Source organism: Anaerosphaera aminiphila DSM 21120 (assembly GCF_900129925.1).
GTDB lineage: Bacteria > Bacillota > Clostridia > Tissierellales > Peptoniphilaceae > Anaerosphaera > Anaerosphaera aminiphila.
This window is the reverse complement of the sequence record NZ_FQXI01000018.1, coordinates 1-25,573: the sequence shown is the minus strand read 5'-3', so window position 1 is coordinate 25,573 and position 25,573 is coordinate 1. Positions and strand designations below refer to the sequence as shown.

Annotated in this window: 22 protein-coding genes; 3 read left to right on the top strand and 19 right to left on the bottom strand. The window is 32.7% G+C overall.

The genetic code is table 11. The features are described from left to right. Positions 1-14 precede the first annotated feature (14 nt). A complete protein-coding gene (rpoB, locus tag BUB47_RS08975) occupies positions 15-3,791 on the bottom strand; it encodes a DNA-directed RNA polymerase subunit beta (protein WP_073185561.1) in 3,777 nt (1,258 codons plus the stop codon). Positions 3,792-3,990: 199 nt separating this feature from the next. Between rpoB and BUB47_RS08970 the strand changes: the two genes are divergently transcribed. Further along, complete coding sequence (locus BUB47_RS08970; protein WP_073185559.1) at positions 3,991-4,794, top strand: zinc dependent phospholipase C family protein; 804 nt, start codon at positions 3,991-3,993, stop codon at positions 4,792-4,794. 403 nt (positions 4,795-5,197) lie between these two features. Here the strand turns inward: BUB47_RS08970 and BUB47_RS08965 are convergent, their stop codons facing one another. From BUB47_RS08965 to BUB47_RS08945, 5 genes are all read right to left on the bottom strand, one after another. Continuing rightward, positions 5,198-5,983, bottom strand: coding sequence for a lysophospholipid acyltransferase family protein (locus BUB47_RS08965; protein ID WP_073185557.1), 786 nt, complete (start codon positions 5,981-5,983; stop codon positions 5,198-5,200). Positions 5,984-6,119: 136 nt separating this feature from the next. Continuing rightward, complete coding sequence (gene murJ / locus BUB47_RS08960; protein ID WP_073185555.1) at positions 6,120-7,625, bottom strand: murein biosynthesis integral membrane protein MurJ; 1,506 nt, start codon at positions 7,623-7,625, stop codon at positions 6,120-6,122. A gap of 121 nt (positions 7,626-7,746) precedes the next feature. Continuing rightward, on the bottom strand, positions 7,747-8,817 hold the full coding sequence (locus tag BUB47_RS08955; protein ID WP_073185554.1) for a DUF4179 domain-containing protein: 1,071 nt from the start codon (positions 8,815-8,817) through the stop codon (positions 7,747-7,749). Further along, the gene (locus BUB47_RS08950; RefSeq protein ID WP_073185552.1) at positions 8,804-9,292 is read right to left on the bottom strand and encodes an RNA polymerase sigma factor; all 489 of its coding nucleotides are present in this window, start codon (positions 9,290-9,292) and stop codon (positions 8,804-8,806) included. Before BUB47_RS08950 ends, BUB47_RS08955 begins: the two co-directional genes overlap by 14 nt. 95 nt (positions 9,293-9,387) lie before the next feature. Further along, positions 9,388-10,932, bottom strand: a complete 1,545-nt coding sequence (locus BUB47_RS08945; protein WP_200779518.1) for an L-lactate permease — start codon at positions 10,930-10,932, stop codon at positions 9,388-9,390. Positions 10,933-11,185: 253 nt separating this feature from the next. On the opposite strand from BUB47_RS08945, the gene BUB47_RS08940 reads away from it, so the two are divergent. Next, on the top strand, positions 11,186-12,205 hold the full coding sequence (locus BUB47_RS08940) for a serine hydrolase domain-containing protein (protein WP_073185549.1): 1,020 nt from the start codon (positions 11,186-11,188) through the stop codon (positions 12,203-12,205). A gap of 51 nt (positions 12,206-12,256) precedes the next feature. On the opposite strand, the gene BUB47_RS08935 is transcribed toward BUB47_RS08940, so the two are convergent. From BUB47_RS08935 to BUB47_RS08925, 3 genes are read right to left on the bottom strand one after another with little or no spacing between them, the layout of a single operon-like run. Continuing rightward, positions 12,257-12,718, bottom strand: coding sequence for a hypothetical protein (locus BUB47_RS08935; protein WP_073185547.1), 462 nt, complete (start codon positions 12,716-12,718; stop codon positions 12,257-12,259). A gap of 26 nt (positions 12,719-12,744) precedes the next feature. Then, entirely contained in the window at positions 12,745-12,957 is a 213-nt protein-coding gene (locus tag BUB47_RS08930) for a helix-turn-helix domain-containing protein (RefSeq protein WP_073185545.1), read from the bottom strand. Between the two features lie 8 nt (positions 12,958-12,965). Beyond that, positions 12,966-13,436: a DUF2975 domain-containing protein gene (locus BUB47_RS08925; RefSeq protein WP_073185543.1), complete on the bottom strand. Its 471-nt coding sequence runs from the start codon at positions 13,434-13,436 to the stop codon at positions 12,966-12,968. 259 nt (positions 13,437-13,695) lie between these two features. Between BUB47_RS08925 and BUB47_RS08920 the strand changes: the two genes are divergently transcribed. Further along, positions 13,696-15,024, top strand: coding sequence for an MATE family efflux transporter (locus BUB47_RS08920; RefSeq protein ID WP_073185542.1), 1,329 nt, complete (start codon positions 13,696-13,698; stop codon positions 15,022-15,024). Positions 15,025-15,113: 89 nt separating this feature from the next. On the opposite strand, the gene BUB47_RS08915 is transcribed toward BUB47_RS08920, so the two are convergent. The 10 genes from BUB47_RS08915 to BUB47_RS08870 form a co-directional block, all read right to left on the bottom strand. Further along, entirely contained in the window at positions 15,114-15,953 is an 840-nt protein-coding gene (locus tag BUB47_RS08915) for a pirin family protein (RefSeq protein ID WP_073185540.1), read from the bottom strand. 128 nt (positions 15,954-16,081) lie between these two features. Further along, the gene (locus BUB47_RS08910) at positions 16,082-16,477 is read right to left on the bottom strand and encodes a SixA phosphatase family protein (protein ID WP_073185538.1); all 396 of its coding nucleotides are present in this window, start codon (positions 16,475-16,477) and stop codon (positions 16,082-16,084) included. Next, a complete protein-coding gene (eno, locus tag BUB47_RS08905; protein ID WP_073185537.1) occupies positions 16,474-17,760 on the bottom strand; it encodes a phosphopyruvate hydratase in 1,287 nt (428 codons plus the stop codon). The genes BUB47_RS08910 and eno overlap by 4 nt, the downstream gene beginning before the upstream one ends. 1 nt (position 17,761) lies before the next feature. Further along, positions 17,762-19,288: a 2,3-bisphosphoglycerate-independent phosphoglycerate mutase gene (gene gpmI, locus BUB47_RS08900; protein ID WP_073185535.1), complete on the bottom strand. Its 1,527-nt coding sequence runs from the start codon at positions 19,286-19,288 to the stop codon at positions 17,762-17,764. Between the two features lies 1 nt (position 19,289). Continuing rightward, positions 19,290-20,039 (bottom strand): triose-phosphate isomerase, encoded by a 750-nt coding sequence (gene tpiA / locus BUB47_RS08895; RefSeq protein WP_073185534.1) that lies wholly within the window; start codon positions 20,037-20,039, stop codon positions 19,290-19,292. A gap of 4 nt (positions 20,040-20,043) precedes the next feature. Further along, on the bottom strand, positions 20,044-21,234 hold the full coding sequence (locus tag BUB47_RS08890) for a phosphoglycerate kinase (protein WP_073185532.1): 1,191 nt from the start codon (positions 21,232-21,234) through the stop codon (positions 20,044-20,046). 33 nt (positions 21,235-21,267) lie between these two features. Continuing rightward, a complete protein-coding gene (gap, locus tag BUB47_RS08885) occupies positions 21,268-22,305 on the bottom strand; it encodes a type I glyceraldehyde-3-phosphate dehydrogenase (protein WP_073185530.1) in 1,038 nt (345 codons plus the stop codon). A gap of 3 nt (positions 22,306-22,308) precedes the next feature. Further along, positions 22,309-23,328, bottom strand: coding sequence for a sugar-binding transcriptional regulator (locus tag BUB47_RS08880; protein ID WP_083529188.1), 1,020 nt, complete (start codon positions 23,326-23,328; stop codon positions 22,309-22,311). 263 nt (positions 23,329-23,591) lie between these two features. Continuing rightward, a complete protein-coding gene (gene gltX / locus BUB47_RS08875) occupies positions 23,592-25,067 on the bottom strand; it encodes a glutamate--tRNA ligase (RefSeq protein ID WP_073185528.1) in 1,476 nt (491 codons plus the stop codon). A 233-nt stretch (positions 25,068-25,300) separates the two neighbouring features. Further along, positions 25,301-25,573: transposase (locus tag BUB47_RS08870; protein ID WP_143270636.1), on the bottom strand; the 273-nt coding region annotated here is incomplete at its 5' end.

Sequence of the window (25,573 nt, the reverse complement as noted above, 5' to 3'; positions counted from 1 at the left end):
ATAGTAATATAAAATTACTCTTCATCATTTGGCAAGTCGTCTGTCAAGTCATCTAAAGAATCAATGTCTTCTTCAAAACTTCCAGCAAACTCTTCTTCTTCATCAACATCGTCATCATCGTTTTCAGAATCGCCTAAATCATCACTTGATATTCTTCTTATAGATCCCTGTACTGGCGCCTTAGTATTTTCAATTAACTCTGCTATTTCTTCAGTTTCATTTCCAATAGAGTCAATTCTATCTAAATCGTCATCATCTGCTTGAAGGTCTATTTCATGTCCCTTATCATCTAATACTTTTATTTCAAGTGCCAATGATTCAAGTTCTTTAATTAAAACTTTAAAAGATTCTGGTACTCCTGGTTGAGGTATGTTTTCCCCTTTGACAATAGCTTCATAAGTTTTTACTCTTCCCGCTATGTCATCACTTTTTACAGTTAACATCTCTTGAAGAGTGTAACTTGCACCATATGCTTCCAGTGCCCAAACTTCCATCTCTCCAAATCTCTGTCCACCAAATTGAGCTTTACCACCTAGAGGTTGTTGAGTAACTAGTGAATAAGGTCCTGTGCTCCTTGCGTGAATTTTTTCATCAACTAAATGGTGAAGTTTTAACATATACATATATCCAACTGTTACCGGGTGATCAAACTCTTCTCCGGTTCTTCCATCTCTTAATTGAATTTTTCCATCTATAGGATAACCTGCCTTATCTAGAGATTCTATAATATCCTGTTCGTTTGCACCGTCAAATACTGGAGTTGCAACGTGCCATCCAAGCTTTTTAGCAGCTAGACCTAAATGCACTTCCAAAACTTGTCCAATATTCATTCTAGATGGAACTCCAAGAGGGTTTAAAACCAATTCAATAGGTGTTCCGTCAGGCATATATGGCATGTCTTCTTGAGGTAAAACTCTTGAAATAACACCCTTGTTACCATGACGACCACACATTTTATCTCCAACTTGGATTTTTCTCTTTGTAGCTACAAAAACTCTTACCATTTCATTTACACCTGGTTGAAGTTCGTCTCCGGCTTCTCTGGTAAATGTCTTTACATCTACGATTATTCCGTTTTCTCCGTGAGGAAGTCTTAGAGATGTATCTCTAACTTCTCTTGCTTTCTCGCCGAATATCGCCCTAAGAAGTCTCTCTTCAGCTGAAAGTTCAGTTTCTCCCTTTGGAGTAACTTTTCCAACTAAAATATTTCCAGGATTGACCTCTGCTCCAATTCTAATAATTCCTCTTTCATCAAGGTCTTTTAGCATATCATCGCCAACATTTGGAATATCTCTTGTAATTTCTTCAGGTCCCAGTTTTGTATCTCTTGCCTCTAATTCATACTCTTCAATGTGAAGAGATGTTAGGACATCTTTTATTACAAGTTCTTGATTTACTAATATAGCATCTTCATAGTTGTAACCTTCCCAGTTCATAAATGCTATTAATATATTTTTTCCTAAAGCTAATTCTCCTAAATCCGTACTAGGACCATCAGCTATAATTTCACCTTTTTTAACTTTTTGGCCCTTTTCAATAATAGGTCTTTGGTTAATTGTAGTTCCTTGGTTGCCTCCAACGAATTTGTGTAATTTGTACCTATCTACAACGCCATCTTTTTCTCTTTTTAAACTGATTTCTGTAGCATCTACTTTTACTATTTCACCATCGTCAGTTGCAATTATTACAACTCCAGAGTCTTTGGCAGCTCTGTACTCTATACCTGTTCCTATAATTGGAGATTCCGTAGTAAGAAGCGGAACCGCTTGACGCTGCATGTTAGCTCCCATAAGAGCTCTATTTGCGTCATCATTTTCCAAGAATGGAATCATTGCTGTTCCAACGGCTACTATCTGTTGAGGAGATACGTCCATATAAGTTATATCCTTCGCCTCGTAAATATCTACGACGCCCTCGTGGCCTCTGGCAACAATTCTATCACTTACAAATTTGCCATTTTCATCTAATACTTCATTAGATTGAGCTATAACTTGTTCATATTCATAATCTGCTGTTAAATATTCAATTTCATCTGTTACTATTCCCTCTCCTACTTTAACTTTTCTGTAGGGAGTTTCTATAAATCCGTACTCATTAATTCGAGCGTAGGTTGTTAACGACGTTATAAGTCCTATATTAGGTCCCTCTGGGGTTTCAATAGGACACATCCTTCCGTAGTGTGAATTATGGACATCTCGCACTTCAAATCCAGCTCTATCTCTGCTCAACCCACCAGGTCCTAGTGCAGACAACCTTCTTTTGTGAGTTAATTCTGATAGAGGATTATTTTGATCCATAAATTGAGATAATTGTGAAGAACCGAAAAACTCTTTAACTGATGCAGTAACAGGTCTAATGTTGATTAGAGACTGTGGTGTCGTTGCGTCTACATCTTGCACTGTCATTCTCTCACGAATAACTCTTTCCATTCTGGAAACCCCAATTCTAAATTGGTTTTGCAATAGTTCTCCTACACTTCTAATTCTTCTGTTTCCAAGATGGTCAATATCATCTATTTCTCCAACTGAATACGATAGACCGAACTCATAATTTACAGCTGCTATAATATCATCTACAATTATGTGTTTAGGACTTAGTAAGTGTACATTATTTTCAAGTTCTTCCTTTAATGCTTCTATATCATTTTCTTTTTCTTCTACAATCTGTTTAAATAGTGGATAGTAAATTTTTTCCTTAAAGCCCAGCTCTTCAATGTCAAAAGGCAATTCAAAAGCATCTGCGCTAGAAAAGTTATTTCCTATTACTACAACTTCTTTGTCTATTTCACCATCGTGAGTTGAACTTATCTTTACAACTACTCTATTTATTCCACTGTCTTCGATAGCTTTTGCAATTTCTTCACTTATTACTTCTCCTGCAGACACTAAAATTTCTCCGGTTTCAGGATTTACAATGTCTTCAGCAGAATATTTATTTAATATTCTAGCACTGATACAAAGTTTTTTATTAAACTTGTACCTTCCAACATGAGCAAGGTCATATCTTCTATTGTCAAAAAACATATTTTCAAATAGAGACTTTGCCGAGTCAACTGTTGGTGGCTCTCCAGGTCGTAACTTTTTATAAATTTCAAGCAAAGCTTCATTTTTATTAGAAGTTATATCCTTTTCTAAAGTCTTTGAAAGTGTTTCACTTTCACCTAAAAGTTCTGTAATCTCAAGATTGGATTCAACCCCAACTGCTCTTAGCAGTATGGTAATGGGAATCTTTCTAGTTCTGTCTATTCTTACATTGATTACTCCTTGAGCATCTGTTTCGAACTCTAGCCAAGCTCCACGATAGGGAATTAAAGTTGCGGAATATAGTCTCTTTCCGGTTTTATCTGTCTCAACTTTATAGTAAGTTCCCGGACTTCTAACTAACTGTGATACTACAACACGCTCAGCTCCATTAATGATAAATGTACCATTTGGAGTCATTAGCGGAAGATCACCCATAAAAACTTCTTGCTCTTTAACTTCTCCGGTTTCAGTGTTTATTAATCTCACTTTTACTTTTAAAGGAGCACTATAGTTAGTATCCCTCTGTTTTGCATCGTCAACATCATACTTTATTTCATCAGAAATATAGTAATCAATAAACTCCAAAATCAAATTTCCAGAATAATCCTCTATAGGAGATACATCTTCAAAAACCTCTTTTAATCCTTCTTTTAAAAACCATTCAAAAGAAGAAGTCTGCACTTCAATAAGGTTTGGAAGACTTAATACCTCGTCTATTCGAGAAAAACTCATTCTCTCTCTCTTCCCATATTTCACAGGATGTACCATTAAATTATTCACCCCTCAAATTCTTATGCAGGCTTAAAACCTGCCATCTAATTTAGAGAACACTACTCCACTCTAACTTAATATTATGCAATTAATTATACTATCATTAATCAACTAAAATTGCAACTTATTTTTTAATTCCCCCTTTTATGTTTTAAAATATATAATGTATGTAAGAATAATAATTTTGGAGGTTATTATGGCAAGTATATACACTCACAATAAATTCGGATTGGATTTAATAGATAAATTAAACCCAACATTAAAAGATATATCAACTAAATACAATAGTTACTATTTATTGGGACAACAAGGTCCTGACTTTTTATTCTTTAACCCTAAGTTGTTTATTAAGAAAAATGCACCAGGAAACTACATTCACGCTCAAAGTTTTAAAAGTTTTCTGGATTTAAACAAAGTATATTTAAAGTCCCAAAATTTAAGCTCACCACTTATGGCATATTTATTGGGTGCAACTTGCCACTTCATATTGGATTCTAAAATTCACCCAACTGTCAATTCTCTAGCAGAAAAACAATTTTCTCATCAAGATATAGAATCTGAGCTGGACAGATACTTTTTGCTAATTGACGAAAATGACCCAATAACATTTCACTTGGAAAATTTAATTCCAAGAGACAAAACTATCTTTAAAAACGTCTACCCACTTTACAAAAAATACAAAAATATAAACTACAACGACTTTTTAAAATCTATGGAAGACTTTTATAAGTGGAAGAAATTTTTCCACACAGAAACTTTGCGAAAGGAAAAAATCATCTTAAATACAATGAGTTTATTTAAAGTTAAAAATATAATTGGCGGTCAAATAATAAGACAGACCCCCTTTGATCAAGCTTATAATTCAAATAAAATTTTATCTGAAACATTTACAAGTGCCTTAAATGCTGCACCTAAACTATTGGAAAATGCCCTTGACTACATTTATAATGATGCTCCACTTTACAGTGAATTTTTCATGAATTATAATGGCATTAAATAAAATTTATATTGTTAATTTAAATATTTTAAACTGCTACTTAAAAGACACAAAAAACTGTGTCTTTTTTTATTGAAACTTTATATTTATATCCAACTTATTTTAAAAATATTTTAATAATTGAATAGGTATTATTAAATACCAACTGTATTTAATATAATATCATATACAGCTTTAAAGTACAGGTATAGAATAGTTATGTATCCACGTATTTAATGCACTATATTTTATATTATTTTTACACTACTTACTTTTAAAACTATTTATAAATTCACTCCTTTTTAAAATTAATATCTTAAAACTCTTATTATGAATATTAAACCAAAAATAAGGCTCTGAATTTAAAATCTCAGAGCTTTACTATATGAATACATATTTTTAATTCTTAAAACAAGGTAGATAACTTTTAAAAAAATTCTTCGCCCTCTTTATTGTTGTTCATATGCTTATAGGATAACTTGGGATATCTGGCTTTTGGAACCAGTGAATTTTGCATTTCCATTTCTCTTTCCAGCCATATTTTTCTGAAGTCGTCTTTTGGCGATAACTTTATAGGACTGTCAAATACTATTCTAGTCGGCTCATAAATTGACGCCTGTTCAATAAACATATTTAAAATTGGAACATCTGTCTTATTTGAAATCTTTTGAGCAATCGGAGAAATCCTCTCTAAACTGTTGTTGTTAAAATCGGAAATTGTACCCTGGCTAAATACTAAATAGTGTTTATTTTCATCACCGTCATTAAAATAGTGAGTTGCTTCCGTTAACAAAGTACGCAGACTCTGTAGAGATGTTCGCTCAATTCCACATAAGTCATAGTGTAAATCCAAAAATTCTCTTAGTTTTTTATTATTTATCCAATCGTTTTTTGCAACAATTCTAATTTTAGGATGTAGTAAGCCCAATATAATTGCATCTAAATCACTTACATGATTGGGCGTAAGAATAAATCTATTGTTATTTAAATCAGGCATATTAATAACCTCTATATTAAATATAGACATTATTCCACTTTTAAGATCTTCAGTTTTCATGGGATCAAGCCCCATGTCCTTAACTACTTTTAATAATAACTTTATACCTTCCATAGCCACTTCTCCATCAAAGGAGTAAGTGTAATCTGTTTTTTCAACAAACTTTTCAAGCAGCATAAAATCTTCACTGTTAATATTTGGCGATTTAAGTTTCATGTCTACAAACCTTCTTTTATATTTAAATTTTATATAATTACAATGATTTTACCACTTCAAAAAAATTAGAGCAAGTAAGCCGATTAAGATAGAGTTTATTAAAGGACACCTATGCTTTTATAGGTGTCCTTTGCTTTTATTTTCTATTTTTAAATTTATTTATAAAATTATAAATTTCACTTACTTTTAATACTATTAACATTATTAAATAAGATATTCCCGCTGCTATAATTGCACCAAAAAGAGAGATTGTATTTCCAAAATGTCCTATTAAAAATACAAATGCCAACTTTGATATAACTCCCATTACAACTGTGGCTATTACAATTTTTACTAGGTCAATTGCAGTTTCTCTCGTTATGACACTGCCCAGTTTGTTTTTTAAACTGTAAACTATTAGAACTGCGCCTATTATAAAAGATACACTTGTTGCAAGAGCAAGCCCCACTATTCCAACTGCATTGGAAAGTCCAATACTAAGCACTACATTTATAACTACCATTATTACAGAGTTAATTACAGGTGTCTTAGCGTCCATTATAGTGTAGAAAACTCTTGAAACTATTTCTCTAAATCCTATCCCTATTATTCCAATGGCGTAAAACGAAAGTACAAGCGCTGTAAGTTTACCGTCTTCTGCTGTAAAAGCTCCTCCTACAAATAAAAGATTTACAATTGGCTCTGCAAACAAAAATAATCCCACTGATGCAGGTATTACTAAAAGAGACATAGTAGATATTGCATCTGAAGTAGTGGTTCTAAGCCCTGCAGTGTCTTTTAATGCCCCTCTTCTTGCCATTTCAGGGTATACTGCTGTTACAATTGAAGTTATTACAATTCCCGTTACAAAACTTTGAAGCTTGTAAGCGTAGTTTAGTGTGGAAATTGCTCCTCCAAACAATGAAGATGCCAAAGACTTTGAAATAATAAAATTAAGTTCTATTACAGATGTGGAAATTAAAACCGGTATTATAACTTTAAATAAATTCTTTATATTTTCATCTTTTAAATTAATTTTAAAACTGTGCATGTAACCCGACTTTTTAATGTAGGGCAAAAATATAATGTACTGAAATACAAATCCCGCTAAAATTCCCCAAGCAAGGTAAGTTGCTCCCAGTTTATAGCTGATTGCCATTGATGCAATAATAATTAAGTTCATTACTATTGAGTGGCATACTGAAACTATGAAATGTTTTTTTATTTGAAGATATGCCTTAAAAATTGAAAATACACTTGTAGCACAAATACTCAGCATACCAACCCTAGTCATAAATACTGCAAGTTCAAGTTTTTCCCCTGTAAATCCGATTGCCATTGCCCTAACAAGAGGTTTGGCAAATATAATTCCTACAATTGAAATTAAAAAAGTAACTATAAAAACTATATTAGATAAATTTGCCGTAAATTTATTGGCTGAATTTTCATCTTTCTTCTCTAAAATATTGTTATATAGAGGTATGTAGCCATTGGCTGTAGCTCCACTTATAACATTTGTAAATGTCATTGGAATTTGAAAGGCCACTAAAAATACGTCTGCCACCATTCCAACTCCAAAAAAATATGCAAGAGCTTTTTCTCTAACTAGCCCAAATACCTTTGAAATTACAGTAACTACCATTAATATATATGAAGTCTTCATTAAACTGCACCCCGATTCTTTCTTATATTGTAACAAATAAATTAAACTTTATACATAAACAATATTATTATATAAAAAATATAGGTGCATTGCCACACCTATATTTTTATAATTTATTAAGTTATTCTATTGTGAATGGTATTTCAAAGAGAATTTCATTAGGTGCATTTTCTAATTCTTCTTCATCTATATTAAATTCTTTTATAGCTCTTTCTAACAAATCTTTATCTGAGTAGGTCGATGTTTTTCGCATTTCTACATACATTTTATAATTTCCAGAATTTAAAGGCTTACTTCTCCAAGTTGCCTCTCCAAATTCAGGAGTTGCTTTTCCTGCTCCTCCTTGTAATTCTATATAGTTAACTTCATTTATAGGTTTACCTTTGTCATCTAAGCTTGTTATCTCGTCTTTTCCATCAACTATTAATACACTATAATTACTGTATAACCAGACAGGAAAATCATAGTCGCTCCAATAATTTATTGTAAAAGCTATCCCTAAGTCATCTACTAATATTTTATTAATTTTCGCGTAGTACTTATCTTTTTTATCTGTGAAATCATTTACTAGAATTTTTCCGTTTAGTTGTTTTATTGGAAATTCAAATTCCCACTTTCCCTTAATTAATTTTTTTTCTTTTAAGTTGTAATCTTCATCAAAAATTTCAATATCTTTCAATTTTAACTTTGCTTCCAAATTCTTAGGAGGCTCTTTTAGAAAATCGACATTCATATTCAAATAGCCTATATAAGTATTATTTCCTTCATATTCTATTCCTAAACCTCCACCTAATCCATCTTTTTTTGTACCTTTAAACCTTAAATCAAAATCTGTACTTATCTTTTCTCCATTTAACTTATCTGACTTTATTTCAAAAGTAACTGCAATTTCATTCCCTGAATATACTGCATCCACAAGTGTAAATGTAACTCCATTATCTGTTACTTCTTGATTTATAGCTGTACTTGCACTTTGATAATTTTCCATTCCAAAAAATTCAAATATTTGTGAGTACACCGGTAAATTTTTAGTGTATCCCGGTACCGTAAAACCAAGTATAAATATGCACATACAAGCAGCTACAGCGTATCTAAGTTTGTGCTTTTTCTTCTTTGGCTTGTTATATATATTTTCTTTTATTTCATCTAACTCTTCCGGCACAGAAATATTATTTAACTTATCTAATTTCATAATTTTCCTCCTTCACCTTTTTCCTAAGTTTTGAAAGAATTCTTGAAAGCTTACTCTTAACCGTTCCCTCTTTTAATGATAACTTCTCTGCAATTTCTCTAACTCTTAAATCTTCAAAATATCTACAGTATAGTAACTCTCTTTCATCTGCAGGAAGTTTATCTAATAAATTAATAAGGTCCATTGTCTCTTCTTTTTCAGTCTCTATAGATTCCACTTCTATTTCATCTTCATAGGATATATACTCTCTTTTCTTTCGCAGGTGATCTTTGCAAGTATTAATTAAAATCCTTATAACCCAAGTATCAAAATATGTATAGTCCTCAAGTAAGTCAAATTTTAATAGGGCTTTTAAAAGCGTGTCTTGCACTACATCTAAAGAGTCAGCTTCATTTTTCATGTAAGAGAATGCAATTCTATATAATTTGTCTTCACGATTTAACATTAATTCTCTAAATATTTCATTTTTCTCCATAGAACTTTCCCCTTTCACCTATTAGACGTTTTAACTCTTAATAACGTTGCATAGAATATAAAAAAAGAGGGCATCCCCTCTTAATTTTAATATATTTAAATAAAACGCACTCCAATGTATACAACTAAGCCGTAGACAACTATAAAGAGCAGATAGTATTTTAAAACACTTTTTAATATTTCATTTTCTTTTCCTACAGTATTTGTTGTTGCAGTGGCAATGGCAATACTCTGTGGAGATATTATTTTTCCTGCCGTACTTCCCACAAGGTTTGCAGCAACCATCCAAGTTACATCTATTCCCAAATCTACAGCTGTATTGGCCTGCATTTCTGTAAACAGTACTACGCTTGAAAGTCCACTACCAGTTACAAAAGTTCCAATAGAACCTATAAAGGGCGAAACCAGCGGATAAAACCGCCCTGTATAAAGCACTATAAAGCTTGCAATATCAATGGTCATTCCACTGTATCCCATTACTTTAGATGTTGCTAACACAAGTACTATTGTTAAAATAGTTTTTGACGTCTGAACTATAGTTCCTCCTAAAATTTTTATAATTTCTTTTAATGGACACTTTTGAATTAAGCCACCAATTGTAGCTGCTATAATTATTAAAGTTCCCGGTGTAGAAACCCAATTAAAGATATAGTCAACTGCACCTGTTCCTGAATAAATTTTAACTGAAGAACTTATAGATGCAAGTACACTATTAATACTTGGAAATAAACTTGAAGTCACAAGTAAAAAAATCAGCACCATTATAAATGGACTCCAGGCAATTAAACCTCTCTTAAGGGTAATTTTACTATCAACGGAATCGCTGCTTACATTAAAATTAGAATTCTCCTTATTTTTATAAAACTTTGCAGTCAATATTGTAAGTAACATAGAAAACATTGAACCTATTATGGCAGAAAGCTCTCCTCCTATAAAGTAAGCCGTTAAAAACTGGGCAACTAAAAATCCAACTCCTGAAATCAATGTAATAAATCCAACACCCTTAAAGGTCTCACGAATATCTTTGCCCTCATTTTTCCCAACCATATATACTATTATAAAAGGCACCAACACCGTCATAAATGCCATTTGAATAATTGTAAAGATACTTGTAAGCTGAGGACTTGTCCCGGCTAAATCAGCCGCTGTAATTGCACCTAATCCTATAGCTCCAAAGGCAACAGGCGTTGTATTTGCTACTAAGCACACAATTGCAGAAAAAATCGGATCAAGTCCAAGACCCATTAATATTCCCGCCGGAATTGCCACTGCAGTTCCAAATCCTGCCATTCCCTCAATAAAGCCGCCAAATCCCCAAGCAATTATTAAAACTAAAATTCTCTTATCTTTAGAAACAGATGTTAACATCTGCTTAATAACTTCCATATTTCCCGTACTTAAAACTATATTATAAGTAAAAACTGCTGCCACTATTACTAAACTAATTGGCCAAATCCCCATTGCAAAGCCCTCTAAAGCTCCAGTGAAAATATCCACAGCTCTTTGATTCCATATAAAAAAAGCTTCTAATACAGTTATTAATAGTGTTATTGCACAGGCTTTGTGACTTGCCATTTTTAACGGCACCAGTGCGATTATTAAAAATATAATTGGAACTAATGCCAATAAAAAGTAAATCAAAGACTTCCTCCTAAACTTATCTATGTACATAAATTTCTTACACTACACTTTCATGTTACAATAGTATCAACTTAATATTAAAGTGAATCTCTAACTACGTCAAGGTAATTGAGCTTATTCTAAATTAAAAGCTATTCACTTTTACAATGTCTTTAAAGTTTTCTGCACATAAACTAACAACATGTTACTATATTAAAACTAAATATATTAAATTATATAATATATAAGTAATCTCATTATATTTGGAGGTCTTATGAAAAATCTATACTATCCAGATGATAACTGGCAAAAAATATCTCCACCAGAACTAGGTATTAACCCTCAATTTGAAGAGGATTTAAATACAGAAATACAAAAAAACTACTACAGTTTAAACGGAATTATTATTTTAAAAAACGGATATACACTACTGGAAAATTACTACAACAATAAAAATAAAACTGATAGATTTAATGTGGCGTCAGTTACGAAAAGCGTACTATCAGCTCTCATTGGCATTGCCATTGACAAGGGGTATATTAATTCTTTAGAAGACAAAGTTGTAGATTACTTTCCTCAGTACAAGCTAAGTAAAAATAGAATTAGAAATGAAGTAGCTATACACCAACTGCTTTCTATGACGGCTCCCTATGCACATAAAAATTCAAAACAAAATTTAGGCAAACTCATTCACAGTGAAAACTGGATTGAGTACTGTTTAGAAGCTCTAGGTCTTGGAGGAAATAACAGTGAGTTTAATTATTCTGATGCTTCGGCTCATTTACTCTCCGGAATTTTAACTGAAGTCTCCGGATTAACTGCAAGAGAATTTGCAAATAAGTATTTGTGTTCACCCATTGGCATGAATGAAATTCCTGACGTAGAAATAGCTTCCTTTGAATTAAAAGATATGCTCTACACTGAGCTTAAAGGGTGGCTTAAAGATAAACAAGGTCTAACTATCGGTGGATGGGGACTTACTATGACCCTTCAAGATATGGCAAGGTTTGGTCTACTTTATTTAGACAACGGATTTTGGAATGGCAATTCAATTATTTCTACAAGTTGGGTAAATAAAAGTATTCAAAACTACAGTAGTAACTATGGAGATTTTTGGTGGCTTAAAAATATAAAAGGTGTGTCCATTTACTACGCCATGGGAACAGGCGGAAATATGATTGTCTGCATACCCGATTTAAATTTAAATATTTGCATTGCATCAAATGTCATTCGAACACCTATTTCCGATAGGTGGAAATTAATAGAAAATTATATTTTGCCTTACTTTATATAATTTAAAAGAAGTGTAAATTCTCTTAGGAGTTCATTTACACTTCTTTTATTCTTAGCTGTTATAACTTAGAAAAGTCAGTAGTCCGTTTTCTGTATTAAAATAAATAAAATTTACAGTTGAAAGTTTAAAATATCTACCACTTTTATTTATTATTTTAAATATCCCATCTTTAGGATTTATATCTAATTCCACCTTTTTCTTATCTAATCTATTTTCTGAATTAAACAACTCATACATTATGTTATAGTCATTTTCATTTACTTTAGACAATTCTTTTCCCTCTAATATTTTTCTAAAATTATTAATTTCATCTTTAGGAATCCACACTTGTATAATATCAACTTCGCCTCTATCAGGATTAGATTTTCCCAATATTTCAACTTGAAGCTCACTATTTTTCGGAAGTATAATATTTAATTCTCCCTTTACCCTTCTAATTGGTTGTGGTCTGAAATCTGAAAAGTACCATAGTACTGGTATTATAGCTAAAAATAATACTAATATTATCTTCACAATCTTCTTATATTTTTTTCTGACATTTAACTTTCATCTCCCTCATATCGAAGAATATCCCCCGGCTGACAATTAAGTACTTTGCATATTACTTCAAGCGTAGAAAATCTTATTGCCTTAGCCTTTCCAGTTTTTAATATAGAAAGATTTGAAATAGTTATTCCAACTTCTTCCGACAATTCTGTTAAACTCATTTTTCTTTTCGCCAACATTACATCTAAATCTATGATTATAGCCATTTTTCACCTCAAATTGTCAGATCATTATCTACTTTTATTTCTATGCCCTTACTAACTACATCTGCTATTAATTTAAAAATTTGGTTCCCCAAAGAAAATATTATTACACCGAATAACACATATAAATTTGTTATAGAACCACTTACATTTATTTCTGTGTAAATAATAATTAATATTTGAATTAATACTCCTACAAAAAAAGAAAGACTTGAACCTTGCAAATATCTAACTGTTTTTAACTTGAAAACTTCTCCACTTCCATATTTTCTAAGTGCCAAAAGTCCAAAACCTATTGCAGACATTGCAGATAATACTACACTTACACAAAGTATTAGCATTGGAATTCGCATATATGAAAATGTCGGTTCAATATTGGCAACTTCTTTCGAAAAATTTGACAACAATGGAATAAACAACCCTAAAACAATTAATAGCAATAATAATAAAATTTTAATAAAAGTTACATTAAATTTTTTCACAAATTTTCACTTCCTTTATGCTTAAAATTATATTAAATTTTTTCACGATTATCAACTAATTTTTATTGTTTATCAATAATTTTATTACACTTTAAAAATTGTAATTTTTTTAATTTGACACTATAATTTTTCTTTGCTATTATATGAGGGAAATGAATACTCTCGCCGGAGATAGTTTGTTTGTGAGATAGGCCTACGTTCACAACGCAGGACTATCTCCTTTTTTTATTATTTTCAAAGTTTAAGAAAGGATGATTTTATGCAAATCACAAAAAAAGAACTTGGCAGATACATCGGTCCGGGAATTATTGGGCTTTTATTCAACTCTCTTTATATTGTAGTTGACGGAATATTTGTTGCAAAAATTCTAGGCAGTGATGCACTTGCAGCTGTAACTGTGGTAGTACCGGTGGTGGAATTTTTAATTGCACTAAGCCTTATGATTTCAGTTGGATGCGGCGTTTATATTTCAATTAATAAGGGAAAGGGCAATATCCAATTATCTCGTAATTATTTTAATCACGGACTTTTAATTTCTGTTGTTCTGGCAATTTTCATTACTATATTTTCATTGATTTTTAAAAATTCAATTGTCTCTATTTTAGGCTCAACTGAGAAAATTCATGCAGAGGCTGTGGAATATTTTGTTTGGTTTATTGCATTCGTTCCATTTTTTGTACTTAATTATGCCCTTGGAACCTGGGTGCGAAATGACGGAAAGCCCGAACTTGCAATGGCAGGTCAAATTATTGGAGCAGTTTTAAATATAGCACTGGACTATATTTTTATGGCACCTCTTCAAATGGGAATAAAAGGTGCTGCTATCGCAACAGGACTTGGACCAGTTGTGGGAATTTTAATATTAATGCCTCACTTTTTATTAAAGCAAGGTGACTTATATATTGAAAAAATAACTGTAAAGTTTAAAATTATAAGGGAAATTATAATTGGCGGCATTCCGGCTTTTACAATGGAATTTGCACTTGGACTTACTACATTTTTCTGCAATTTATTTTTATCTCGCAAATTACAAGAAAACGGACTAGCAGCATTTGGCGTAATAGGGTATATAAATTTAATTTTACTCTCTGTGTTTTTGGGAACAGGTCAAGGAACTCAACCTCTTATTAGTAAGTACTACGGAATCGGTGATAATGCAAGTGTATCCTCAATATACATCTTCTCTGTTAAAACTGCAATTATAACAGGTGTTTTAGGATATGTCTTACTATTTATTTCTAAACCGATTTTAGTTAGTATATTCTTATCCTCTTCTGATATAGAATTGTTTAACATGACATTAAAGGCTATTAATATATTCTTTATAGCACTGCCTATAGTAGGAATTAACGTAATTACTTCTTCGCTATTTGCATCAACACAGTCCTATATGTCTTCAATACTAATTTCTCTATCCCGCTCTGCAATATTCTTAGTTCCTGCACTTTGGGCTATGAGTAAATTTTCCAATCCTATGATGATTTGGCTGGGAGTTCCCATAGCAGAAATAGCTGCCTTTGTCTTGGCCGTTGTGCTTTTGAGAAATAGAGGAGCAATTAATCTTCACAGAAGAAAAAAAGTATTATAAAATACTTTTCTTGTTTTATAAATTTTAAAATTAAAAAAGCAACAAGTGATAAAAAAACTCTATCACTTGTTGCTTTTTACTACATTTGTTTACTCTTTTGGTTTATCCTTTATAAACATTCCGCTTTGCAACTCTGCAAATGCTCTTTCTAATTCAGCCTTAGTATTCATTACAATTGGTCCACCCCAAGCTACAGGCTCATCTAATTTAGGTGCACTTAAAAACAGTATTTCAATATTTTTATCCAGTGCTTCAATATCTATACTAGTTCCAGGCTCTGTTGCAACAGCTGTTTTAACCGGAATGTGTTCTCCGGCTACAATTGCATCATTTTCCAACAAAAACAAGTAAACTTCTTCGTCTTCTTTTGTAGGTATTGTAAAACTTTTACCTGCTTTTAAATGAATGTCATAGAAGTCCACCGGTAGGTATTTTCCCTGAAAAGCACTGAACTCTTTATAACTTCCACTTATTAGGCGAAGTAATCCACCTTCAATTTCTATTTCTTCTATTAAATCTCTTCCTATTTCATGGTATTCAGGAGTTGTCATCTTGTCTTTTTGTGGCAAATTCAACCAAATTTGAACTCCCAACATTCTCTCTGCAGCCTGTGGCATTTCCTCGTGAAGTATTCCTGAGCCTGCTGTCATCCACTGAACTTCTCCCGGACGAATAGTACCTTCATTTCCCAAGCTGTCTCTGTGAACTATTTCTCCACTTGATAAAAAAGTTATTGTTTCAATCCCTCTATGTGGATGCATTGGAAATCCTGCAGTATAGTCATTAGGATCTTTGCTGTCAAATGAATCCAACATTAAAAAAGGATCATATTGCTTTACTGTAGTATTTCCCAAAACACGAACTAAGTTTACACCAGCTCCATCTTGCGTTTTAAAACCGGTAACTTTCCCTTTTACTTTTCTCTCCATATATTATTCCTCCTTGTTATTCTTATAATCAATTTATTTATACCCATACATAAGTTTATTAATTAAGTAGATATTTATAAGTATTGTTTTTAAAAACTAGAGGTAGCACACAACTTGTATGCCACCTTTTATATTTCTACTTCGTGAATTGAACCTCTGCTCACTGTTTGAAATTTTCCTGTTATTTTATATAGATAATCCGATATATAGGGTTCATGTCCCACTAATATATAGGTACTATGGTCGGATTCTCTTAAATCACTTAGTACAGTTTCTAAACTTGCTCCTGCTAGATGGTCTTTTATTTCATAGTCCGTATCTAACTTTTCACATAAGATTTCACAAGTTTGAATAGCTCTTACAAGTGGTGAACTATAAATTTTATAGTCATCACTTGTAAATTCTCTTGCAAAGTTGTCAAAGGTTTCACTTAGTTTAATTCTGCCCTCTGTAGTAAGCTCTCTTTCAAAGTCCGAATTGGCAAAGGCTTCCGCTATTCCATGTCTTATAAAATAAATTTTCATTTTTTTAAGTTGTAAAAACTGTCAAAACCCTTGTACTCTCCTACGTCTCCAAGTTGGTCTTCTATTCTCAAAAGTTGGTTGTACTTAGCTACTCTTTCAGATCTTGCCGGAGCACCGGTTTTTATAAATCCTGCATTTGTTGCAACGGCTAAGTGAGCAATTGTAGCGTCTTCAGTTTCTCCTGAACGATGAGAAATTACTGCTGTCATGTTATTTTGCTTTGCAAGTTCTATTGCATCTAGTGTTTCTGTAAGTGTTCCTATTTGATTTAACTTTATTAAAATAGAATTTGATACACCTTGTTCTATTCCCATTTTAAGTCTTTCTGTATTTGTTACAAATAAGTCGTCTCCAACTAATTGTATTCTTGAAGACAATTCGTCTGTCATGTACTTCCATCCAAGCCAATCATCTTCGTCTAATCCATCTTCAATGGAAATTATAGGATATTCGTCCACTAGTTCTACATAGTAGTCAACTAATTGTTTATAATTAAATATTCTGTCTTCGCCCTTCATATGGTAAGTTTTGTTTTCATTGTAAAATTCAGAAGCTGCCACATCTAGTGCCAAATATATGTCTTCTCCAGGCTTATATCCTGATTTTTCAATGGCTTCTACTATTATATCTAGAGCTTCTTTATTGCTACTTAAGTTTGGTGCAAATCCGCCTTCATCTCCCACTCCTGTAGAAAGGCCTTTTTCATTTAAAACTGCTTTTAAATTGTGATAAACTGTAGCTCCCATTTCCAATGCATCTGAAAAGCTATTTGCTCCCACTGGCATTATCATAAATTCTTGAATGTCCACATTGTTGTCGGCATGTTCTCCACCATTTAAAATATTCATCATTGGAACAGGTAAAACTTTTGCATTTACTCCTCCAATATATTGGTAAAGTGGAATTCCAAGCTCCATAGCAGCAGCTTTTGCCACAGCTAGAGAAACTCCAAGTATTGCATTTGCTCCAAGTTTTGACTTGTTTTCAGTTCCATCTAATCTTCTTAAGTAATTATCTATAGAAGCCTGTTCAAAACAATTAAAAAAAGTTAAGTCCTTTTCAATCTTTTCATTTACATTATTTACTGCATCTAACACACCTTTTCCAAGGTATCTTTTTCCACCGTCTCTAAGTTCAACCGCTTCGTGAATTCCAGTAGACGCTCCACTTGGAACACTTGCCCTTCCAAATCCACCTCTTTCAGTTCTAACTTCTACTTCAACAGTGGGATTTCCCCTTGAATCTAATACTTCTCTTGCATAAACACTTGTTATAAAACTCATTTTATTTCTCCTTTATCAAACTCTTTCCAGTCATTTCTTCAGGTTGTTCTATATTTAACAGTTGAAGAATGGTTGGAGATAAATCACAAAGTCTTCCCTCTTCTAATTCAACATCTTCCACTCCAAATAAATAAAGTGGAACTAAATTTGTAGTATGACTTGTCACCGGTTTATTGTCATCTGTAAGCATTACTTCACTGTTGCCATGATCAGCTGTAACCAGTGCGGCTCCACCAACTTCTTTTAATTTGTCCAGTATTTTACCAAGACAGCTATCTACAGTTTCTATTGCCTTTACTGCTGCAGGTATTGAACCTGTATGCCCTACCATATCCGGATTTGCAAAATTTAAAATAATGCAGTCATACTTTTTCATATCAAGTCTTTCCAATACATTTTCGGTAACTTCTTCAGCACTCATTTCAGGCTTTAAGTCGTAAGTTGCAACTTTTGGCGATGGAACCAGCACTCTGTCTTCTCCTTCAAAGGGCTCTTCTCTCCCTCCATTAAAGAAAAATGTAACGTGTGCATATTTTTCCGTTTCTGCAATTCTAAGTTGTCTCTTGCCATTTTTTGCCAAGACCTCACCTAATGTGTTTTGTGGAATTGTCTCGCTAAAGGCAATGTGAACATTTGGTATAGTCCTGTCATACTGAGTCATAGTAGTTATATCAATTTTTCTAAAGACTTCTCTCTTAAATCCACTGAAATTTTCATCAGCTAGAGCTCTTACAATTTGTCTTGCTCTATCAGGTCTAAAGTTAAAAAATATTAAACTGTCATTATCTTCTATAGTGGCTATTGGCTTTTCATTTTCCAAAATAGAACCCGGAACTACAAATTCATCAAATATATTTTTCTCGTAATTTGACTTAATAAGCTCCTCTGCACTACTGAAGTTTTCTCCATTTCCAAGAGTATAAGTGTCATAGGCAAGTTTAGTTCTCTCCCACCTATTGTCTCTGTCCATGGCGTAATATCTTCCACTTACAGTGGCTATTTTTCCAAGTCCAATTTCTTTTAAATTTTCTTCCAACTCTCTTATATCTTCCAATCCAATATTAGGCGGCACATCTCTACCGTCAAGTATTGCATGGATATAAACTCTTTCTAAGTTGTTGTCCTTTGCAAGTTTTACAAGGGCAAGCAGATGATTCATGTGAGAATGAACTCCACCTTTAGATACAAGTCCCATTAAGTGAAGAGCTGAACCATTTTTTTTACAATTTTCAATTGAATTTAAAAAGTGTTCATTTTTATAAAAACTTCCATCTTCTATAGACTTTGATATTCTAGTTAGGTCTTGATATATAACTCTACCTGCCCCAATATTTAAGTGTCCTACTTCTGAATTTCCCATTTGTCCTTCTGGAAGACCCACTGCTAGACCTGATGCTTTTAGCGTTGTATTTGGACAGTTTTCCCTTAAACTATCTATCACCGGTTTTTTGGCAAGATACACTGCATTTCCCTTGTATTCTTTTCCCAATCCCAGTCCGTCTAAAATAATTAACATTACCGGTTTCATCTTATTCTCCAAAATTTACAAGACTTTGAAAATCTTCTGCTTTTAAGCTGGCTCCACCAACTAATGCACCATCTATATTTTCATTACTCATAAGTTCTCTTACATTGGAAGGTTTTACTGAACCTCCATAGAGTATTCTCATATTGTCAGCTATTTCACTGCTGAAAATATTTGCTACACTACTTCTAATAAATTTACACATACTCTCTGCATCTTCGCTGCTACAAGTATTTCCCGTTCCTATTGCCCAAATTGGCTCATAGGCAATTACAATGTCTTCTGTGTTTTCTGAAATTTCTCTTAGTCCCTTTTCAAGTTGAGATTTTACTACTTCTTCATGTCTGTTTTCTCTTCTCTCTACTTCATCTTCTCCAACACAGAGCACAGCCTTTAAATTTTGAGAAAGTGTTCTTTTAATCTTTTCATTTACAATTTCATCAGTTTCACCATAGTAAGTTCTTCTTTCAGAGTGTCCAATTATTACATAGGAAACACTTAAATCCTTAAGCATATTTGTGGAAATTTCTCCGGTTCTTGCTCCGTCCTCATATTCACTTACGTTTTGTGCTCCCAATTTTATATTTGTACCCTTTAGTATTTCACTAGCCGCTTCCAAAGAAGTAAAGGGCGGACAAATTAATGCTTCAACTTCACTATTTAAGTTTTTTTCTACAAGTTCACTTAACATTTTTCTAGTGTCTGTAACATTTAAATTCATCTTCCAATTTCCAGCTATAAGCTTTTTTCTCAAAAAATCACTCCTCATCTTCTATACAATCAATTCCAGGTAAAACTTTTCCCTCTAAGAGTTCTAAACTTGCTCCTCCTCCTGTAGATATGTGAGAAATTTTATCTGCCACACCAGCTTTTTCAATTGCCGATGCAGAGTCTCCGCCACCTATAATAGTAGTTGCACCCTCTAGATTTGCAAGTGCTCTTGCAATTGCAAAAGTCCCCTCTGCAAAATCCTTAAGTTCAAATACTCCGGCAGGTCCGTTCCACACTACAGTTTTTGCACCTTGAAGTTCATCTACTATAAGTTCTCTAGACTTCACTCCTATATCTAAGCCTTCAAGGTCTTTTGGAATTTTATCAAAATCTACCGTCTTCTTACTTATACCCTCTTTAATTTCTGTAGCAACTACAAAATCAATTGGCAGTATTAATTTTACACCTTTTTCCTTAGCTTTTTCTATTAAACTTTTCGCAAGGTCCAACTTGTCATTTTCAACTAGTGATTTTCCCACTTCATATCCCTGAGACTTTAAAAAAGTATATGCCATAGCTCCAACGATTATTATCTTATCAACTTTGTTTAATAGGTTTTCTATTACTCCAATTTTATCTGATACTTTTGCCCCACCAATAATTGCAATAAAAGGGCGCTTCGGATTTTCAATTGCATTTTGAATATATTCAACTTCTCTTTCAACTAAAAGCCCAATTCCTGACGGTAAATACTTTGAAACTCCAACATTTGAAGCATGAGCTCTATGGCTGGTTCCAAAGGCATCATTTATATAAATATCTGCAAGATCTGATAATTTCTTTGAAAATATATCGTCGTTTTTTTCTTCACCTTCAACAAATCTAGTATTTTCAAGTAAAGCAATATCTCCACTTTTCAGTTTTGCCACTTCTTTTTCAACACTTTCATCTACAACTTCTTCGCTATTTAAAAATTTAACATCTCTATTTAATAGTTCAGATAATCTATTTGCAATAGGTTTTAGTGAAAGATTCTCCACATATTTTCCCTTAGGTCTTCCCAAGTGACTCATTAGTATTACAGTTCCACCACTATTTAAAATGTATTCAATAGTTGGAAGGCTCTTTACTATTCTATCGTCATTAGTTATTTTATCTCCATCTAAAGGCACGTTAAAGTCTGCTCTAACTAATACCTTTTTATTGTTAAAATCAAAATTTTTTAATGTTTTTTTCATTTTTTCCCCTCAAATATAAATAAGCGAAAACTCCTATAGAGTCCTCGCTTTATTTTTATAGTAACCTGCAACTTTTGACGTTAAGTCAATAACTCTTTGAGAATATCCCCATTCATTATCATACCAAGACACACACTTAATTAGTCTATCTTGAACTAAAGTAAGGCTTGCATCAAAAATTGAAGAGTGTGGATTTTGAATTATATCACTTGAAACTAACTCTTCCTCTGAGTACTCCAAAACACCTTTTAATTCATTTTCAGCAGCTTTTTTAACTGCAGCATTTATTTCCTCTTTAGTAGCATCTTTTGAAATTTCAAAAGTAACATCTACTATTGAACCTGTTGGAACTGGAACTCTAAGAGCAAATCCTGTTAAAATTCCCTCAACTTCCGGAATTACCTTTGCAACAGCTTGAGCAGCTCCTGTAGTTGTAGGAATTATATTTTCAGCACCCATTCTTGCACGTCTCATGTCTTTATGCATTGCATCGTGAATTTTTTGGTCATTTGTGTAGGCATGAATTGTATTCATAAGCCCTCTTTCAATTCCAAAGTTATCAAGAATAACTTTTGTAACTGGAGCTAGACAGTTTGTAGTGCAAGATGCATTAGAGATAATGTTGTGAACTGCGCTGTCGTATTTGTCATCGTTAACTCCCATTACTATTGTAATGTCCTCTCCCTTTGCAGGAGCTGTTATAATAACTTTTTTTGCACCGGCTTTAAGATGGCCTTCAGCTTTTTCTCTTTGAGTAAATGCGCCTGTTGATTCAATTACAACATCAACACCAAGTTTTCCCCACTCCATATCTTCCGGAGCTTTTCCGTTTAACACTGTAATTTTTTTGCCATTTATTACAAATCCATCTTCAACTACTTCTACAGTACCTGGGTACTTTCTATAAATTGAGTCATATTTAAAAAGATGTGCATGCTCTTTAATGTGATCAACTGCATTTATATCTGCAATATACGCAATTTCAAATCCAGGATTTTCTCTTAGGGACCATCCTCTTAAAACATCTCTACCTATTCTTCCAAAACCCATAATAGCAACTTTTACTGACATTTTTTACCTCCTAATATTAACAATTCTCTTTGCTGCACTTTCATCTATCACTAAAACCATATCAGACCTTAAAGTTGAAATACTCATTATTGCCTCTGATTTCTCATCTCCACCGGCAACTCCAATTACATTTGGAATCTTTAAAAATTCTGATATTGTAATACCAATACTCTGTGAGTGATAAACCTTTTCACCTTTAATATTAAAGTAGTGTCCAAAAGCTTCTGCCACTGCTCCACTTTTTAAAATACTACTCTTAAGTTCATCACTACTTCCTCTTCTTCCAGTCATTACATCAGCTCTACCCACACCAAAAATTAAAACATCTAAGTTTTTTAACTTTTCATAAGCTTCTTTTACCTCTTGGTTGTCCATTAACATTTTCATTGCCTCTTCTGAGGCTGTATCCGGAACCGGAAGTATTTGGTACTCTGCATTTAATTTTTGAGCGAGTTTTGATGCAATTGAATTAGATTGATATCCAACACTTCTTCCAAGAGAACCTCTCGCCGGAATGACAGTCAAATTTTTTCTCTTTGTATTTAAGCTCATCTCATCTGCAATTGCAGACAGCGTCCTGCCACCTGTAACTCCAATTTTATATCCATCTTGAAGTATGCCTTCTATTAACTTCGCCGTTGCAGAACCCAGACTGTCAAAAACATATTCATCTTTTGAAACATCACCTTTGACAACTATAACTTTTTTTACATTTAAAATCTCTTCTACAGTTCGCTCCAGTTCTGTCAAGTTGTTAAATTCTCTATATAGTTCTAAAAAACTCTTTATTATATTTTTGCCACTATCTGTAATAGTAACTCCTGCTGAAGAAACCAGCACAAGTTCCATTTCTTTTAATTTATTAATTTCATCTCTTATTACTCTTTCTGAAAGATTCAGTTTTGTAGAAATAGTCCTTCTACCAACAGTCCCCTCTTGAGAGAGCATTTGGAGTATTTCATACCTTCTAATAAAATATTCTTTAAATTCCGGCACAAAAGAACTGAGCAAATCTATATTCACATAATCACCACCGGCACAGATTTGTCCTGCTAGTTAGTTTTTGTTCCCACTCTAATTAAAAAAGAGAACTCTTCCAAAATAAATATACCATATTGAAGGCATATTATCAAATATTTATAGCTATAAAATAGAAAAAAGCAAAAATATTTTTAAAATTTAAAAAAGATGTTCTCTAAAAATACTTTTAAATTTATTCTACTTTATTAATTTAAAATCTTCTAAAAATTAAAGAGAAGCCAGTTAAACCAGCTTCTCTTTAAACACTACATATATTTTGCTACTTCATTAAGTCTATTTAACAGTCCTTCTTTTCCAAGTAAAACTATTATATTTTTAAGCTCCGGTCCATGAACATTTCCTGAAATTGCGGCTCTAACTGGCATAAATAAATTTTTCCCCTTAACGCCGGTTTTCTTTTGAATTTTCTTCATAACGCCACTTGCAAATTCCATATCCACTTCATCAACTTCATTTAACTCTTCTTTAAATGCTTCAATTAAGTCTGGTACTTGACCGCCTTTTAATTCATTAAGGGCATCTTCTTCTGTAACTTCCAAGTCGCCAAATAAAAATGATATTTTTTCCGGAACTTCTTCAAGTACATCTAGACTCTCTCTAATTGTATCTATTAAAAGCAAGTACCAGTCATATTTTTTCTCTATTTCTTCTTCAGTCATAAGCCCTGCATCTACTACGAATGGCATTGACAACTCTGCAATTGCATCTAGTGGGTACTCTTTAATATAGTGAGCATTTACCCAATTTAATTTTTCCTTGTCAAAAATTCCACCGGACTTTCCAACTCTTTCAAAGGTAAACTTTTCTATCATTTCATCCATAGACATTATTTCTTCTCCGTCTTCCGGACTCCAGCCTACAAGTGCAAGGTAGTTTACAAGTCCCTCAGGAAGATATCCTCTACTTCTAAAGTCCTCAACTGAAACGTCTCCTTGTCTCTTTGAAAGTTTTTTTCTATCTTTATTTAAAACTGTTGGAAGATGGACAAATTCCGGTGCTTCCCAGCCAAGTGCTTCAAATAAATATACGTGCTTTGGAGTTGATGGTAGCCACTCTTCACCTCTTACAACGTGAGTGATTTTCATTAGATGGTCATCAACTACAACTGCAAGGTGGTAAGTTGGAAATCCATCTGACTTCATTAAAACTTGATCGTCCATTTCATCAGAGTTAATAGTAACTTTTCCTCTTACAGCATCCATAAATGATATGTCTTTATTTCTAGGAAGCTTTAATCTCACAACGTGTTCTTCCCCTGCAGCAACTCTTTTTTTAGCTTCTTCTAAAGAAATTCCTCTACAGAATCCATCATATTTTGGAACTTGACCTTTTATTCTCTGTTCTTCCCTAACTCTATCAAGTCTTTCTTTTGTACAGAAGCAGTAGTAAGCTTCACCTTTTTCTATTAGCTCATCTACGTATTTTTCATATATTTCAAGTCTTTCCGACTGAATGTAAGGGCCCATGTCACCTTTTTGAACAATTTTTCCATTTTCTACAAATACACCTTCATCGTAGTCAATTCCGGACCACTTTAGTGAGTTTATAAGATTTTCAATTGCTCCTTCTACAAATCTGGTTCTGTCTGTATCTTCTATTCTCAAAATAAACTTACCACCGTTTTTTCTGGCAAACAGATAGTTGTAAAGCGCCGTTCTAAGACCGCCAATGTGTAAATATCCAGTTGGGCTTGGTGCAAATCTAACTCTAACTTCTGACATTTTTATCCCCCTAATTTCTCATATAAATTATTTATATTAAATTTCACATTTATATTATTATAACATTACAATTATATATAAAATTTTCCAAATTGTAAAATAATATGACATAATAGAATGTTTAATATTTCATTCTCTAAAAAGTACTTACTAAATTAATTTTAAAGGTTCATTGTCAAATGTTGGGGTAGGTTTTTTCCTACCTCAATTTTTATTATAATTTTTTGTTTAAATTAACTGCAACACCACAAAATCCTCTTCTTAAAGGTCTCAAAATTACGATATCCATAAGATACTCGTTTAATCACTTTGATTTTATTGTTAAATCCTTCCGTTCTTCCGTTGGTAAATCTGCTTTCAAAATAATGAAGTATTTCTTCTTTCCAGTTTTCTAAAGCTTTAATACATGCTTTGAATTCAGGTATTTTTGATTGTTTCGCTCTTTCTATCCATTTCTCTAATTCTTTCCTAGCAATATTTTTATTTTCTGCATTTAAAAATAGATA

Excerpts from the sequence above, each read along its gene's own strand:
- rpoB (WP_073185561.1), bottom strand. The coding sequence starts at position 3,791 with ATGGTACATCCTGTGAAATATGGGAAGAGAGAGAGAATGAGTTTTTCT.
- BUB47_RS08970 (WP_073185559.1), top strand. The coding sequence starts at position 3,991 with ATGGCAAGTATATACACTCACAATAAATTCGGATTGGATTTAATAGAT.
- BUB47_RS08965 (WP_073185557.1), bottom strand. The coding sequence starts at position 5,983 with ATGAAACTTAAATCGCCAAATATTAACAGTGAAGATTTTATGCTGCTT.
- murJ (WP_073185555.1), bottom strand. The coding sequence starts at position 7,625 with ATGAAGACTTCATATATATTAATGGTAGTTACTGTAATTTCAAAGGTA.
- BUB47_RS08955 (WP_073185554.1), bottom strand. The coding sequence starts at position 8,817 with ATGAAATTAGATAAGTTAAATAATATTTCTGTGCCGGAAGAGTTAGAT.
- BUB47_RS08950 (WP_073185552.1), bottom strand. The coding sequence starts at position 9,292 with ATGGAGAAAAATGAAATATTTAGAGAATTAATGTTAAATCGTGAAGAC.
- BUB47_RS08940 (WP_073185549.1), top strand. The coding sequence starts at position 11,186 with ATGAAAAATCTATACTATCCAGATGATAACTGGCAAAAAATATCTCCA.
- BUB47_RS08930 (WP_073185545.1), bottom strand. The coding sequence starts at position 12,957 with ATGGCTATAATCATAGATTTAGATGTAATGTTGGCGAAAAGAAAAATG.
- BUB47_RS08920 (WP_073185542.1), top strand. The coding sequence starts at position 13,696 with ATGCAAATCACAAAAAAAGAACTTGGCAGATACATCGGTCCGGGAATT.
- BUB47_RS08915 (WP_073185540.1), bottom strand. The coding sequence starts at position 15,953 with ATGGAGAGAAAAGTAAAAGGGAAAGTTACCGGTTTTAAAACGCAAGAT.
- BUB47_RS08910 (WP_073185538.1), bottom strand. The coding sequence starts at position 16,477 with ATGAAAATTTATTTTATAAGACATGGAATAGCGGAAGCCTTTGCCAAT.
- eno (WP_073185537.1), bottom strand. The coding sequence starts at position 17,760 with ATGAGTTTTATAACAAGTGTTTATGCAAGAGAAGTATTAGATTCAAGG.
- gpmI (WP_073185535.1), bottom strand. The coding sequence starts at position 19,288 with ATGAAACCGGTAATGTTAATTATTTTAGACGGACTGGGATTGGGAAAA.
- BUB47_RS08890 (WP_073185532.1), bottom strand. The coding sequence starts at position 21,234 with ATGAAAAAAACATTAAAAAATTTTGATTTTAACAATAAAAAGGTATTA.
- gap (WP_073185530.1), bottom strand. The coding sequence starts at position 22,305 with ATGTCAGTAAAAGTTGCTATTATGGGTTTTGGAAGAATAGGTAGAGAT.
- gltX (WP_073185528.1), bottom strand. The coding sequence starts at position 25,067 with ATGTCAGAAGTTAGAGTTAGATTTGCACCAAGCCCAACTGGATATTTA.